Source organism: Streptomyces sp. HUAS CB01 (assembly GCF_030406905.1).
Lineage (GTDB): Bacteria > Actinomycetota > Actinomycetes > Streptomycetales > Streptomycetaceae > Streptomyces > Streptomyces chengbuensis.
Window position 1 is genome coordinate 3800868 of the sequence record NZ_CP129137.1, and the last position, 14224, is coordinate 3815091.

General features: G+C 74.4%; 10 protein-coding genes, 2 tRNA genes and 1 other RNA gene. 5 read left to right on the forward strand and 8 right to left on the reverse strand.

Annotated elements, in window-relative coordinates:
- Positions 1 to 16: 16 nt before the first annotated feature.
- The 3 genes from QRN89_RS16840 to QRN89_RS16850 all read left to right on the forward strand — a co-directional run bounded on the left by QRN89_RS16840 (position 17) and on the right by QRN89_RS16850 (position 2119).
- Positions 17 to 1366: a sensor histidine kinase gene (locus QRN89_RS16840; protein ID WP_290350257.1), complete on the forward strand. Its 1350-nt coding sequence runs from the start codon at positions 17 to 19 to the stop codon at positions 1364 to 1366.
- A 37-nt stretch (positions 1367 to 1403) separates the two neighbouring features.
- Positions 1404 to 2021, forward strand: a complete 618-nt coding sequence (locus QRN89_RS16845) for a response regulator transcription factor (RefSeq protein ID WP_290350258.1) — start codon at positions 1404 to 1406, stop codon at positions 2019 to 2021.
- A gap of 22 nt (positions 2022 to 2043) precedes the next feature.
- Positions 2044 to 2119: transfer RNA gene (locus QRN89_RS16850), tRNA-Gly, on the forward strand.
- Positions 2120 to 2161: 42 nt separating this feature from the next.
- Here QRN89_RS16850 and QRN89_RS16855 read toward each other — a convergent pair.
- The 6 genes from QRN89_RS16855 to ffs all read right to left on the reverse strand — a co-directional run bounded on the left by QRN89_RS16855 (position 2162) and on the right by ffs (position 11563).
- Positions 2162 to 3061 carry a phosphoribosylaminoimidazolesuccinocarboxamide synthase gene (locus QRN89_RS16855; RefSeq protein WP_290350259.1) on the reverse strand — a complete coding sequence of 300 codons (900 nt, stop codon included), beginning with the start codon at positions 3059 to 3061 and terminating at the stop codon, positions 2162 to 2164.
- A gap of 118 nt (positions 3062 to 3179) precedes the next feature.
- The gene (locus QRN89_RS16860; RefSeq protein ID WP_290350260.1) at positions 3180 to 4667 is read right to left on the reverse strand and encodes a N,N-dimethylformamidase beta subunit family domain-containing protein; all 1488 of its coding nucleotides are present in this window, start codon (positions 4665 to 4667) and stop codon (positions 3180 to 3182) included.
- A 162-nt stretch (positions 4668 to 4829) separates the two neighbouring features.
- Positions 4830 to 6599 (reverse strand): M48 family metalloprotease, encoded by a 1770-nt coding sequence (locus QRN89_RS16865; protein ID WP_290350261.1) that lies wholly within the window; start codon positions 6597 to 6599, stop codon positions 4830 to 4832.
- Between the two features lie 1034 nt (positions 6600 to 7633).
- Positions 7634 to 8887 carry a phosphoribosylamine--glycine ligase gene (purD, locus tag QRN89_RS16870; RefSeq protein ID WP_290350262.1) on the reverse strand — a complete coding sequence of 418 codons (1254 nt, stop codon included), beginning with the start codon at positions 8885 to 8887 and terminating at the stop codon, positions 7634 to 7636.
- Between the two features lie 61 nt (positions 8888 to 8948).
- Positions 8949 to 11315 carry a DNA polymerase III subunit gamma and tau gene (locus tag QRN89_RS16875; RefSeq protein ID WP_290350263.1) on the reverse strand — a complete coding sequence of 789 codons (2367 nt, stop codon included), beginning with the start codon at positions 11313 to 11315 and terminating at the stop codon, positions 8949 to 8951.
- Positions 11316 to 11466: 151 nt separating this feature from the next.
- An RNA gene (gene ffs / locus QRN89_RS16880) (signal recognition particle sRNA small type) lies at positions 11467 to 11563 on the reverse strand.
- 72 nt (positions 11564 to 11635) lie between these two features.
- On the opposite strand from ffs, the gene QRN89_RS16885 reads away from it, so the two are divergent.
- A tRNA-Ser gene (locus QRN89_RS16885) sits at positions 11636 to 11723 on the forward strand.
- Positions 11724 to 11785: 62 nt separating this feature from the next.
- Here QRN89_RS16885 and QRN89_RS35610 read toward each other — a convergent pair.
- Positions 11786 to 11980, reverse strand: coding sequence for a hypothetical protein (locus QRN89_RS35610; RefSeq protein ID WP_356948639.1), 195 nt, complete (start codon positions 11978 to 11980; stop codon positions 11786 to 11788).
- A 284-nt stretch (positions 11981 to 12264) separates the two neighbouring features.
- Between QRN89_RS35610 and QRN89_RS16895 the strand changes: the two genes are divergently transcribed.
- Positions 12265 to 13524, forward strand: a complete 1260-nt coding sequence (locus tag QRN89_RS16895) for a sensor histidine kinase (RefSeq protein WP_290350264.1) — start codon at positions 12265 to 12267, stop codon at positions 13522 to 13524.
- Here QRN89_RS16895 and QRN89_RS16900 read toward each other — a convergent pair.
- Complete coding sequence (locus QRN89_RS16900) at positions 13449 to 14210, reverse strand: class I SAM-dependent methyltransferase (protein ID WP_290350265.1); 762 nt, start codon at positions 14208 to 14210, stop codon at positions 13449 to 13451. The genes QRN89_RS16895 and QRN89_RS16900 overlap by 76 nt on opposite strands.
- Between the last annotated feature and the right edge of the window lie 14 nt (positions 14211 to 14224).

The following is a 14224-nucleotide window of genomic DNA, read 5'->3' on the forward strand; positions in this document are numbered from 1 at the left end:
CGGACGGGGGTCCGGAGTGCGGGTACGGGGCTGGAGCGGGCGCAGCGGGCTCGCCAAGGTGGATCTCTACACACGCGGCACCGTGTACCTCCTCGTCTGGGTGGCCCTGTTCGCGCTGGCGCTGCTCATGCTGACCCGTCCCGTCCGCCTCGGCACCCACCCCGTCGTGGCGGTCGGCGCCCCGCTGCTGGCGGTGGCGAACGGGGTGCTCTCCACCCTGCTGGCGCGGCACGCGATGGACGCCTACCTGGGGCAGGGCCCGGTCCCCCCGAGGCTGGTCGGCCGCGCCGCGGCGGCCGCCGCCCTGGCGACCGGCACGGCACTGTGGCTGGCGGCGACGGTCGGCATGGAAGAGATGCTGCCCATGGCCCTGTCGACGGCCCTGATCCCGTTCGTCACGGCGCACTGCCTGATCGTGCGGCGACGGACGACGGTGCTCATCCACGCGGGCGTGCTGGCCCTGCTGGCCGTGCTGGTGCCACTGACCGGCCGGGGCGCCGCGGAGACCCTGTTCACCCTCGGGACGGTCGCCTTCTCGATCGGCTGGCTCGCCTTCACCGCCCGGATCTCGATGTGGGTCCTCGCCGTGATGTGGGAGCTGCGCGAGGCCCGGGACGTGCAGGCGCGGCTCGCGGTCGCGGAGGAGCGGCTGCGGTTCGGCCGTGATCTGCACGACGTGCTGGGCCGCAATCTCGCGGTGATCGCGCTGAAGAGCGAACTGGCCGTACAGCTCGCGCAGCGCGGCGGCGAGCACCGGGCGCTGGAGCAGATGACCGAGGTGCAGCGCATCGCCCGGGAGTCCCAGCGCGAGGTCCGGGACGTCGTACGCGGCTACCGGGGCGCGGACCTGCGGACCGAACTGGACGGGGCCAGGGGCGTGTTGGGCGCGGCGGGAATCAGCTGCACGATCGAGTCGCCGGACGCCGGACCGCCGGCCGAGGAGCTGCCGGCGGAGGTCCAGTCCGCGCTGGCCTGGGTCGTCCGCGAGGCCACGACGAACGTGCTGCGCCACGGGGACGCGGCCCACTGCGCCATCGGCCTCACGACGACCGCCGGCGCCGCGGTCCTGACCGTGGAGAACGACGGAGTCCGCGGGAGCGCCCCGGGCGCTCCCGGCACCGGTCTGACCGGGCTGCGGGAGCGTCTGGCCGTACTGGACGGCACGCTGGACGCGGGCCCCGCCCCGGGCGCCCGCTTCCGCCTCACGGCACGGGTACCGGTCCCGGCGGGGGGCACGGACCTGCCGAGGCGGGAGCCGCCCGCACCGGCCGGCGGCACGGACGACCCCTCGAGGGCCGGGGGCGCGGCGGACGAACGCGCGCCGGGCGCGGAACCCGGGGGAACGGAACGGGGCGCCGTGGTGTGACGTACGGGACGAGCGGAACGAGAGGGAGGGACGGGGCGTGACGCAGGATCGCGTGCGGGTGCTGCTGGCCGACGACGAGCATCTGATCCGCGGCGCGCTCGCCGCGCTGCTCGCGCTCGAGGACGATCTGCTCGTCGTCGCCGAGGCCGCGTCCGGTTCGGAGGCGCTGGCGATGGCCCGCGCGCACCGTCCGGACGTGGCCGTCCTGGATCTCCAGATGCCCGGCGGCGACGGTGTGAAGGTCGCCACATCGCTGATGGCCGAGCTGCCCGGCTGCCGCACGATGATCGTGACCAGTCACGGCCGCCCCGGCCACCTCAAGCGCGCCCTCGCCGCCGGGGTGCGCGGCTTCGTGCCGAAGACGGTCAGCGCCCGGCGGCTCGCCGAGATCATCCGTACCGTGCACGGGGGAAACCGCTACGTCGACCCCGAGTTGGCCGCCGACGCCATCTCCGCCGGGGACTCACCGCTCACCGCGCGTGAGGCCGAGGTGCTGGAGCTCGCCGGGGACGGGGCGCCGATCGCGGAGATCGCCGCACGGGCCTCGCTGTCGTCGGGCACGGTCCGCAACTACCTGTCCTCGGCGGCGGCGAAACTGGGCGCGGAGAACCGGCACACCGCGGTGCGCCTCGCACGGGAGCGAGGTTGGGTATAGTGGGCTCCGCGCCACGGCGCATGCGGACGTAGCTCAGTTGGTAGAGCGCAACCTTGCCAAGGTTGAGGTCGCGAGTTCGAGCCTCGTCGTCCGCTCCAGTCGAGAAAGCCCCCGGCCCGAAGGCCGGGGGCTTTCTCGTGTCACGACCAGGCGGTGCCGGTCAGCAGTTCGTACGCCTCCAGGTACCGGGCGCGGGTCGACTCCACGACGTCCTGCGGAAGGGCCGGCGGGGGCTGCTCGCTCCTGCGGTCCCAGCCGGACGCCGGCGAGGTCAGCCAGTCGCGCACGTACTGCTTGTCGTACGACGGCTGGGCGCGGCCCGGCTGCCACTGGTCGGCGGGCCAGAAGCGCGAGGAGTCGGGGGTGAGCACCTCGTCCGCGACGATCAGCCGCTCGCCGTCGAAGCCGAACTCGAACTTCGTGTCGGCGAGGATGATGCCCCGCTCGCGGGCGATGTCCCGGGCCCGGGCGTAGACGTCGAGCGTCGTCCGGCGCAGCAGCGCGGCCGTCTCGGTGCCGACCTGACGGGCGACCTCCTCGAAGGACACGTTCTCGTCGTGGTCGCCGACGGCGGCCTTGGTGGCCGGGGTGAAGATCGGGGCGGGCAGCTCGGAACCGTCCACGAGCCCCTCGGGCAGGGCCAGCCCGCAGACCGTACGGCTCTCGTCGTACTCGGCGAGGCCGGAGCCGGTGAGGTAGCCGCGGGCGACGCACTCGACCGGGACCATGTCGAGGGCCCTGCAGACGAGGGTGCGGCCGGCCCAGTCGGCCGGGGCGCCGGCCGGGAGGTCGGTGGAGACCACGTGGTTGGGGACGAGGTCGGCGAGGCGGTCGAACCACCAGAGGGAGAGCCTGGTGAGCACCCGGCCCTTGTCCGGGATCTCGGTGGGCAGCACCCAGTCGTACGCGGAGATGCGGTCGCTCGCGACCATCACGAGGTCCCCGGCCTCGTTCTCGTAGAGATCGCGCACCTTGCCCGTGTGGAGATGGGTGAGGCCCGGGACCTGAAGCGGCTCGGGCTTTTCTACGAATCCGGACACGGTTCCTCCGCGTAGGTTGATCCAGGAGCGCTACCGATTCTCTCGCACCCGGGGACCGCGGCGGGCCGGAGGGTCGGCCCGTGCCCCTCCGGAGGGGGCCTCCCCCCGCGGCGGGTACTCAGTCGCGTTTGCAGATCCGGTCGAGGAGGTTGGCCGTGGCGCGCTGGATCCGCTCGTCCACATGGCCCGGACGGTCGAGCCCCGGGGACCAGGCGAACGTGCCGGACGCGAAGACGAGTGCGCCGGAGGGGGCCCGGTAGAGCGAGGTCTCCTGATGCCGGGTGGCCCCGTCGCCGTCGGTGTACGGCGAGTGGGCCAGCAGGATCCGGCCCTCGTGCTCGGGGAGCGGCGTCCGCGGGAAGTAGCGGTCGGCCTCGCCCGCGACGAGGCCGGGGATCTCGTCCCCGTCCCCGGCGCCGGTCGCCTCCCACAGCCAGTGGTCGGCGTTGCGCACCACCATCGGGTGGGGCTCGGGCACCCGGCCCGCGTACTGGATTCCGAGCAGCTGCTGCTCGGCACGGTCGATCTCGCGCCAGAGGGCGGAGCGTCCGGGCCCGCGCCGCTTGCGGCAGGTCAGCAGCCGGTCGGCGACGCCGGAGGGGGACGGGCCGAGCTCCACCTGCCAGTACATGGTGTTGGCCGAGAGGAACACGAGGGACGTGCCGTGCTCACGGGCCAGCTCGGCGGTCCGGCGCATGGGCGCGGACCAGTACTCGTCGTGGCCGGGGAAGACCAGTCCGCGGTAGCGGGTCGGGTCGACCCGGCCGGCGTGCAGATCACGGGTGTCGGCGTACGCGAGGTCGTAGCCGTACCGCTCGGCCCAGCGGATGAAGTCGTAGGCGTGCCCCACGTGCAGCGGGAGGCCCGCCCCGGCGTACGGGCGGTCGAAGGAGACCGTGGTCGCGGCGTCGTTCTCACCGAGCAGCCGGCCCTGCTCGTCCCAGGCGTGGTAGAGGCTGGCGCCGGTCCGCCCGTCCTCCGGGTAGAGGTTGTACGCCTGCCACGTGATGTCGGGCATGAGCAGCAGCAGATCGGCGGGGCGGCCGTCGCGGACCGTGAAGGGGATGTGCGACCGGTAGCCGTCCTCGGTGGTGAGGACGGCGACGTGGGCCCCGACGGACCAGTACGACGGCACCTGCAGCCGCCAGGAGAGCCACCAGTGGTGGCACGAGACCGTGCGGTCGGCGGTGAGCGGCGGCGGCTGGACGATGCCGGCGAGGCGCGGGCTGGTGATGATCTTCGCGGCGCCGTCCCCGCCGTAGTGACCGATGCGGTACACGTCGACCGAGAACCGCTGCGGTGGGTCGACCGTGATGTGGAAGTCGATGGCCTCGCCGGGGGCGACCGCGCCGTTGGACGCGAAGCCCTTGATCTGGCGGTGCACGTCGTCGGCGGTACGGAGGCCGCGGGAGCGTCCGCCGCGGCCCGCCGCCGCGTCCGGGTCCGCGTACCAGGGCACGACCTGGCCGGTGTCGTCGAAGTAGTGCTCACTGCCGCGCAGCCAGGGCAGCGGGCCCTGGCCGAACGGATCCGTGACGGCATGGGCGAGGGCGCCCGATTCCCAGCGCCGGATCGGCTCCGTCCGACGGATCTCCTCCGCCCCCATTGCGCCCCTCCCTCGTCCCCCGGCCCGGTCCTGGCGCGCTGACCGTCAGCGCCGGTCCCAGCACATCACATAACGCACGCACTCCGTCACCGTTCGTCGTGAATTGACGTGAACGGAACGCAATATTCCGGCCTGGGATGGCGAAAACCGACCGGGGCCGCCTCACACCAGCCGGACGGGCTTCTCGGGGCGGATGCCGGCCGTGGCGAGCCAGGCCCGCAGCGGCCCCGGGTCCCCGTCCTCGACCAGGCTCAGCACTCGGGCGCCCAGGTCCCCTCGGCGCTCGCCGTTGATCAGCAGGGCCGGGCCGTCGAGCCAGTCCATGCCCGGGGTGGCGCCCGCCGTGTCCACGGCCGCGCAGCACACCATGGCGGTCACGTGGTCGGCGAGCAGTTCCCGAGCGGTGCGCGGCGGCTGGAGGGGGACGAGCGGCAGCGGGTCGGTACCCCAGGGGTCCGGTTCGTCGCCCGCGCGGTCCGCGGTCCTGGGCGGGATGGCCGAGCGCTCGCGGGCGGCTTCCTCCCGGGCGACGTCGGCGCTGATCCCGGCGGCGAGCGCGGCGCCGGGGCCGTCGGTCCCGGGCGCCTCGGGCACGGGCGGGACCTGCACGGGCGGGACCTGCACGGGGGCGTCCGTCGGCGGCTCGGGCGACGAGCCGTCCGCCGCGGGCCCGTGCGCCGCCCCGGAGCCACCGGCCAGGTGCTCCATGACCCGGGCGAGCGTGGGGCCGGCGGGAACGCCCGCGGACGGCCGTACGCCCATCGCGTCCAGGACGCGGTGCAGTCGCGCGGCCTCCGTGCGCCACTTCCGGTCGACGACCTCTTCCGGGTACTGCTGCCAGTCCACCGGCGACCAGTCCGGGCCGATCTCGGCGGGCCCTCCGTGGAACAGCCGGGCTGCCAGCAGCGACGCGGCCTCGTCCACCACCCCCGGCTCCTCCAGCAGATCGCAGGCCGGCCGCTCCCCGAGCCGGGAGGCGAAGCCCTCCGCCAGCCGGTCGCGGCGGGACAGCTCGGTGAGCGCCGAGACCACTCCCGCGTCGAGGCGGCTCGGCCACCGGCCCATGCGCCAGGCCGGCAGCGCCACCCGCGTCAGCAGGCGGTCCCATCCGGCGTAGGCGAGGCCGACCTGCTCCTGGGCCACGATCCGCAGCCCGTAGTCCACAGCCTGTGCACGCTCCGAGGCGGCGGCGGCGACCCCGCGCTCCATCTCGGCGGCATGACCCCGGCAGCTGCGCAGCAGGACCCGGGCGACCCGGCCCACGGCCCCGCACGCGAGCCTGCGCACCGGCCCGATCCCGGGACGGGAGGCGAGACCGGCCGCGGCGTCCAGACCGCGCACGAAACGACGGGCCGCGGCTATGTCGGGATGCGCCGAGGGCCCCGTACCGGCGACGACCGGTGCGAGCACGGCGCGCAGCTCGGCGACCCGCATCCACCACAGGAACGGGGAGCCGATGACCAGGACGGGAGCGCCCTCCCCGGTGGTGGGTCGGGGGCTGCGGCGCGGGCCGTGCGCCCGGTGCGTACGGTCCTCCAGCCAGCTGTCGCAGTCCGGGGTGAGAGCTATGGCCGAGGGCGCCGGCACGTCCATCCGCTCGGCCAGGTCCTCCACCAGCCGGTACAGATCGGGGGCCGCGGCCGGGGCCAGCGGCACCGTCGGGCTGACGGCGGGCCTGGCCCGGGCTATGACGGCGGCGACCACGGCGGCGACGACCAGCACGATCACGGCGGCCGGGGCCACCACCCAGCGTGCGACGTCCCAGGAGCCACCGCCGATCCGGCCGGTGGCCCCGCCGACGAGCAGCACGACGGCGACGGCCGCGGGCAGCAGCACCAGGGCCAGCGCCCTGCTGCGCACCCGCAGCACGGCGAGGGCACGGGAACGCGCGGTCAGCGCGCCCGCCTCCTCACCGACGACGGTTCCGGACACGGCCGGACTCACCCCCTCTGCCCTGCGGCGGTGTTGCTCACTCCCCCACTGTGGCACCCGCCACGGACATCGCAATGTCGGTGGGCCAAGTGCCGGAACGCTTGCGCCGCACCCTAGTTGGGGCTTTCCCGGCCGTCATCCGGATGGGGCAGCGGTCACTCGATGGAATGCCTTTGGGCAAAGCTGCTGACATTGTGACCGGGCTCTTGCAGGCGCCCGGACCTCGCCGAACGCCGGGCCGCGACCCGACGCGGGCCAGGGCACCGCCCCCGGGGGGACGGCCGCGCGGCGGTCGGACGAACGGGCCGGGAGGGGGCAGTAGGCCGGACGGGTCCGGGCTCGTGCCGCGCACGGGCCGACGAGGCCGGCTGCCGGGCCCGGGAGACCGGGGCGCAGGCGCAGGGCCGCAGGGCCGGGGGGCCACACGGCCGCGCGACCGCAGGGCCGGGGGGCCACACGGCCGCGCGACCGCAGGGCCGGGGGGCCACACGGCCGCGCGACCGCAGGGCTACAGACCCGCAGGACCGCCGTCGCAGGGCTACAGGCCGCAGGGCCGCACGCGCAGGGCTACAGGCCGCAGGGCCGCACGCGCAGGGCAGCCGGCGCAGGGCCACGGGTCCGCAGGCACACGGCCGCGCGTCCGCAGGCGCAGGGCCACGGGTCCGCAGGCACACGGCCGCGCGTCCGCAGGGCTACAGACCCGCAGGACCGCCGTCGCAGGGCAACAGGCCCGCAGGCCCACGGCCGCACGCGCAGGGCCACAGACCCGCAGGACCGCCGTCGCAGGGCAACAGGCCCGCAGGCCCACGGCCGCACGCGCAGGGCCACAGGGCCGCGGGTCCGCAAGGCCACAGGGCGGCTTTCTCCGACAGGGCGGGAGCAGGGAGCGGCCGGGGAGCGGTTTCCGCCGACGGGACCGGGCCGGGGCACGGCCTCCGCCGGCGGGCACGAGCGGTACACCGGCCGGGCGGCGCGGCCCCGCCCGCTCGTGCCGAGGGGCACGGGCCGACGGGGTCGCGCGGGGTCCCGGTCCGTCAGGAGTGCGAAGCGGCCTTCGCGGCGATGTCCTTGCGGTGGTGCGAGCCGTCCAGGTGAATGCGCCCCACGGCGGTGTACGCGCGGTCCCGGGCCTCCGTCAGGTCCTCGCCGGTCGCGGTCACCGAGAGCACGCGGCCACCCGCGCTGACGATCGCGTCGCCCTCCCGCCTGGTCCCGGCGTGCAGGACGTACGCGTGCGGGGCGTCCTGCTCGGCGACCTCGTCGAGTCCCCCGATCGGATCGCCGGTGCGGGGCGTGCCCGGGTAGTTGTGGGAGGCGATGACGACGGTCACGGCGGACTCGCCGCGCCAGTTCAGCGGCGGCTCGTCGGCGAGGGTGCCCCGGGCCGCGTGCAGCAGCACGCCCGCGAGCGGGGTCTTGAGCCGGGCGAGCACCACCTGGGTCTCGGGGTCGCCGAAACGGGCGTTGAACTCGATCACGCGCACACCGCGGCTGGTGATCGCGAGACCCGCGTACAGCAGGCCCGCGAACGGTGTGCCGCGCCGGCGGAGTTCGTCCACGGTGGGCTGGAGCACGCTCTCCATGACCTCGTCGACGAGCTTCGGGTCGGCCCACGGAAGCGGCGAGTACGCGCCCATGCCTCCCGTGTTCGGCCCCTCGTCGCCGTCCAGGGCGCGCTTGAAGTCCTGCGCGGGCTGGAGCGGCAGCACCGTCTCGCCGTCGGTGATGGCGAAGAGCGAGACCTCGGGCCCGTCCAGGTACTCCTCGATGACCACGCGACCGCAGGCCAGCGCGTGCTCCCGCGCCTGCTCCAGATCGGCCGTCACGACGACGCCCTTGCCCGCGGCGAGCCCGTCGTCCTTGACGACGTACGGCGCACCGAACGCGTCCAGGGCCTCGTCGACCTCCTCCGGGGTGGTGCAGACGTAGCTGCGCGCCGTGGGGACGTTCGCCGCGGCCATCACTTCCTTGGCGAAGGCCTTGGAGCCCTCGAGCTGGGCCGCCTCGCGGGACGGGCCGAAGCAGGCGATGCCCGCGGCCCGTACGGCGTCGGCGACGCCGGCGACGAGCGGCGCCTCGGGGCCGACGACGACCAGATCGGCCTCGAGCCTGCCGGCGAGCGCGGCCACGGCGTCGCCGTCGAGGGCGTCCACCGTGTGCAGCTCGGCGACGTCCGCGATCCCGGCGTTGCCGGGGGCGCAGTGCAGAGCGGAGACGTCGGGGTCGAGGGAGAGAGCGCGGCACAGGGCATGTTCGCGGGCGCCGCCGCCGATGACGAGGACCTTCACGGCAGCCAGGGTAGCCCGCTCGCCGCGGGTGACCTTGTGCGGGCCGCCGAAGCGGCCTCGCCTACTCGTTTGTGTATTCCTCCACAACGGTGGCGCCGAGTTCCCTCACGATCAGGTCGTGACCGGACAGAGCCGAGTCCACGAGGTCCGGATCGTCCTCCTCCGGGATGTCGTCCTCGAGCGCGACGGGCGGCGGCGGAGGCGGGGCCTGCGGGGCGGCGGCCCGTGCGGACTGCGCGGCGGACGACCCCTGCTGCGGGGCCGGACCGCCCGTCCCGCCCGCCGGGGGCGGGGAGGAGGGCGCCGCCGGCTGCTGGGACGCCCGCGGAGCCTGCGACGGCTGGGGTGCGGGCGACGAGGCGGCGGGGGACTGGGCCGGCCGACCGGCCGGTGCCCCGTGACCACCGCCGTAGCCGCCCCCGGACGAACCGCCCGGGCCGGACGGGGGCTGCCCCCCGCCGCCCGACGGATCGATGATCGCCTCGATCTTCCACTGCACGTTGAACTGCTCGGCGAGCGCCTGCCGCAGCACGTCCTCGCTGCCGCTGCTCGCGAAGTTGTCACGCGCTCCGGCGTTGATGAAGCCGAGTTGGAGGGTGGTGCCGTCGAATCCCGCCACCTGGGCGTTCTGGCTGAGGAGGATCCAGGTGAAGCGGCGGCGGTTCTTCACCGCCTCCAGGATCTCCGGCCACATGTTGCGCACCTGGGCGGCTCCCTGGGCCGCGGCGGGGGCGACGCCCTGGGGCGGGGAGGCGGGAGCGGCGGCCGCCGGCGCGGGGGCAGGGGCGGCGGCGGGGGGCTCGGGTGCCACCGACGGGCGGGCGCCCTGGCCGGGCGCGGCGGCCGACGGCCAGGCGCCGGGCCGGGTGGCGGAGCCTCCGGAGCCGGGTGCCGCGGCCCCCGGCCACGCGCCGGGCCGCGGTCCGGTGGGCTCCGGGGCGGGGGCCGGCGGCGGGCCGGCCGGCGCCTGCGGGGCCCCGGGCTCCGCGGACTCCGCCTCGACGGGCTGCTGGGGAGCCTGCGAGGGCTGGGGCTGCGGGGACTCGGCCGGTGCGGGCTGCCGGACCGGCTCCGGCCGAACGGGCTGCGACGGGGCCTGCTGTCCTTGGACGGACTGGGGCTGAGCCTGCTGGTCGGGGGCCGCTCCGCCGCCCCGTACCGCCGCACGCGCGGCGGCCGGCCCACCGCCCGGAACCATCGGCGCATGCGCCTCCGGCCCCGGCACGTAGCCCATCGTCGGCCCGGACTGCTGCGCCGGGAACGCCGTGGCGGCGCCGCGCTCCAGCCGGTCGAGCCTGGCCTGCAGGGACCGCTCGTCCCCGAAGGCCGCGGGCAGCAGCACCCGGGCGCAGATCAGCTCCAGCTGGAGCCGGGGCGAGGTGGCGCCCCGCATCTCCGTCAGACCGGTGTTGACGAGGTCCGCGGCCCGGCTGAGCTCGGCGGCCCCGAACACCTGCGCCTGCGCCTGCATCCGCTCGACCACGTCCGCGGGACCGTCGATGAGCCCCTTCTCGGCCGCGTCCGGGACCGCAGCGAGAATCACCAGGTCCCGCAGCCGCTCCAGCAGGTCCGCGACGAAACGACGCGGGTCGTTGCCGCCCTCGATGACCCGGTCCACGACCTCGAACGCCGCGGCGCCGTCGCCGGAGGCGAAGGCGTCGACGACCGAGTCGAGCAGCGATCCCTCCGTGTACCCCAGGAGGGCCGTCGCCATGGCGTACGTCACACCGTCGTCCGCTGCGCCGGCCAGCAACTGGTCCATGACCGACATCGAGTCCCGCACCGAACCCGCGCCGGCGCGCACGACCAGCGGAAGGACCCCGTCCTCGACGGGAATCCGCTCCCTGCCGCACACCTCGCCCAGGTACTCCCGGAGGGTCCCGGGCGGCACGAGGCGGAACGGATAGTGGTGCGTACGCGAGCGGATCGTCCCGATGACCTTCTCCGGCTCGGTCGTCGCGAAGATGAACTTGAGGTGCTCCGGCGGCTCCTCGACCACCTTCAGCAGGGCGTTGAAGCCCGCCGGGGTGACCATGTGGGCCTCGTCGATGATGTAGATCTTGTAGCGGCTGGAGGCGGGCCCGAAGAACGCCTTCTCCCGAAGCTCACGGGCGTCGTCCACACCACCGTGCGATGCGGCGTCGATCTCGATGACGTCGATCGACCCCGGCCCGTTGCGCGCGAGGTCCCGGCAGGACTGGCACTCCCCGCAGGGGGTGGGAGTGGGACCCTGCTCACAGTTCAGGCATCGCGCGAGGATGCGGGCACTGGTCGTCTTCCCGCATCCGCGCGGCCCGCTGAACAGGTACGCGTGATTGACCCGGTTGTTCCGCAGCGCCTGCTGCAGCGGGTCGGTGACATGCTCCTGCCCGATGACCTCGGCGAAGGACTCGGGTCGGTAGCGGCGGTACAGCGCAAGGGACGACACGCATACGAGGTTATCGGGGCGCACCGACAATCACGGAGGCCGGCGGGGGACCGGACGTCCGGGAAGCCCCGCGGGCTCCGGACGAGGACGAGGCTGCGGCCGGGATCCCGCAGCCGGCCGCGACGGGCGACCGCGGCGACCGACGCCGAACGCAAAGGGCCCCCCACGCACCCGCCAGAGCCGACCTACCCTTGCTGCCTTCCGGCCCTGGGGGAGTTCAGTCAGATAGCGCCACGTGAGGGGCTGCGCACAGACTACCTGATGGTGGGGGCGGGGAACGAGTTCGCGAGCACTCCTCCGCGTCATGTAATGTTTCCGGCGGAGGATTCGCCTAGAGGCCTAGGGCGCACGCTTGGAAAGCGTGTTGGGGGCAACCCCTCACGAGTTCGAATCTCGTATCCTCCGCCAGTGCCTCACCGGGCACGAAGTCGAAGGGCCCCACCGTTCGCGGTGGGGCCCTTCGACGTGTCTCAGCTCTCGTTGTCCTGGTTCCCGTCCACAAGGGCCGTGCCCGGGTTTCCCCGGATCGCCGTTCCGATCTTCCGGGCCACCTCCTTGAGTAGCTGGTCCGGCACGTTGGGGTACCAGGTCCGCATCCGCGCGGCACAGCCCGGCTCCCATCCCATGATCCGGTCGATGACCCGGTCCGGGACTCCCAGCAGCACGAGCACCGTCCCGCGCTGTGCGGCGGGCCTGATCGCGGTGCCGGCGAGGGTCGCGAACCTGTGCCCCTTCGAGCCGCCGCTCCCGGTCGTGGGAGTCGGCGCACGGGCTCAGCGGCACGCCCGGCAGCACGAGTCGGGAGGCGGACACCTCCCATCGACCGTCCAGGCGCCGCGTCCTGACGGCTGCGCACCACGCGGCGCGCCTCAACACCCCCTCGGTGATACTGCTTTACGGGGCAGGCGCAACGGCCCGCCCCAGCAGGACACCACGGGGGAAGCACCACATGAGCACCGCCGGACCAGGCTCCGTTCCCACACCGAGGAGGACGCTCCGCGACACGTCCCGACGCACCGCCCTCACCGTCGACGTACTTCTCACTGCGGCGGCGGCACTGGAAGTACTCACCTGGTACGGGCACCACGACATGGCATCCGCCCTGGTGTGCCCACCCGCGCTGCTCGCCCTCCTGGTGCGGCGCAGGTTCCCCGTGCCGGTGCTCCTGGCCACCCTCCCGTCCATGGCCACGGGCGACCTGTGGCTCGCCCCCATGATCGCCCTGTTCACGGTGGCGTCCGGAAGTGCCGGCCGCGCCGCCGTGATCGGTTCCACCGCGGCGGTGTTCGGGGCGGCGCTGTGGTCCGGCTACGCCGTCGACACCGGTTCCCTCGGCTGGGGCGACCACCTCTTCGCCGTCGAGGTGGCCCTCATGTTCAGTGTCGGCCCCGCCGGCCTGGGCCTCCTGGCCCGCACCCGCTCCCGGCTCCGGTCCCGCCTCGCCGACCTCACGGCCTCGCAGTCGCACGGCCGCCGGCTGGAAGCCGAACGGGCCGTCGCCCAGGAGCGCGCCCGTATGGCGCGGGAGATGCACGACACGGTCTCGTACCACCTCGGCATCATCGCCGCCCAGTCCGGAGCCCTGTGGGCGACGGCGACCGACGAGGTGATCCGTGAGGACGCCGACACGATCCGCCGCCACAGTGCCGACGCGATGGCGGAACTCCGCACCATCGTCGGGGTGCTGCGCCGCTCCTCCGGACGGACCGACGACGACTCCCCGGGCCTGGAGCGTCTGCGGACCCTGGTCCACGAGGCGCGTCTGGACGCCGGGCTCGATCTCGTCCTTCCCCCGGCGCCCTGCTCACCGGCCGTGGAGCGCGCCGCCTACCGGACCGTCCAGGAAGCACTCACCAACGTCCGCAAGCACGCCCCCGGCGCACCGGTCACCGTCACCGTGCGCCCCACCCCCCGGGGCGACGCCCTGCTCGTCGAGATCCGCAACGGCCCCGTGCCCGACGCGGTGCGGCCCGTCGTGCCCGACACGACCACGGGCGGATACGGCCTCACCGGCCTCAAGGAACGCACTGCCCTGGTCAACGGCACGTTCAGAGCGGGCGGCACCCCGGAGGGCGGCTTCGTCGTACGCTCCGAGATCCCCTTGGTCCCGGCACCGGCGAGGGGTACGACTCCTCAGCGCGCCTCCGCCCCGGGGGCTTCCGACGCGCGCTCGTACACCGACACGTGCCGCAGGCTGGACGCGGTGTAGGGGTTCCCCGCCCAGTCCTCCGTGCGCTCCACGAGGCGCAGCCCCGACAGTTCGGCAAGCAGGTCGATCTCGAAAGGGAAGGCATAGCGCAGCACGTGCTCGCGGGTCTCCGGTGCGCCGCCGTCGATGATGGTGTGCGTCGACACCATCAGTTGAAGGGACCGGTCGACGGTCAGCGTGTCCAGCATGACGGCCCGCTCGTCGAGGTGCCGTACGGAGAAGTCGGGCTTCTCCATGGTGTGGTACGGCGCCGGATCGAAGGCCTCCAGCACGAACCGCCCCCCGGGTGAGAGCTGCCGGCGGACGAGCTCCAGGCAGCCGAGCTGCTGCTCCTTGGTGATCGCCACGAAGAACGTGTTCAGTATCAGGGTCACCGTGTCGAAGGTGCGGCCCGTGCCCTCCGCGGTGAAGTCGCCGAACTGCGTGGTCACCGCGCCCTGCGGGTCCCGCCTGGCGAGTTCGGCGAGCATCGCCTCGGACCCGTCGACGCCGTGCACCGCGAAGCCGCGCTCCGCCAGGGGGACGGCGATCCTGCCGGTGCCCACCCCGAGTTCGAGGACGCTCCCGCCCGGTGGGGTCAGCGCGGCCACGAATTCGACGGCCTGGTCCGTGTCGTGGCCGATCGGGTACATGCGGTCGTACACGCTGGCCAGCTTCTGGTCGTACAGGGCGTTTCCGAGGGCCATGCAGATGTCACTCC

Excerpts from the sequence above, each read along its gene's own strand:
- QRN89_RS16860 (WP_290350260.1), bottom strand. The coding sequence starts at position 4,667 with ATGGGGGCGGAGGAGATCCGTCGGACGGAGCCGATCCGGCGCTGGGAA.
- QRN89_RS16895 (WP_290350264.1), top strand. The coding sequence starts at position 12,265 with ATGAGCACCGCCGGACCAGGCTCCGTTCCCACACCGAGGAGGACGCTC.
- QRN89_RS16900 (WP_290350265.1), bottom strand. The coding sequence starts at position 14,210 with ATGGCCCTCGGAAACGCCCTGTACGACCAGAAGCTGGCCAGCGTGTAC.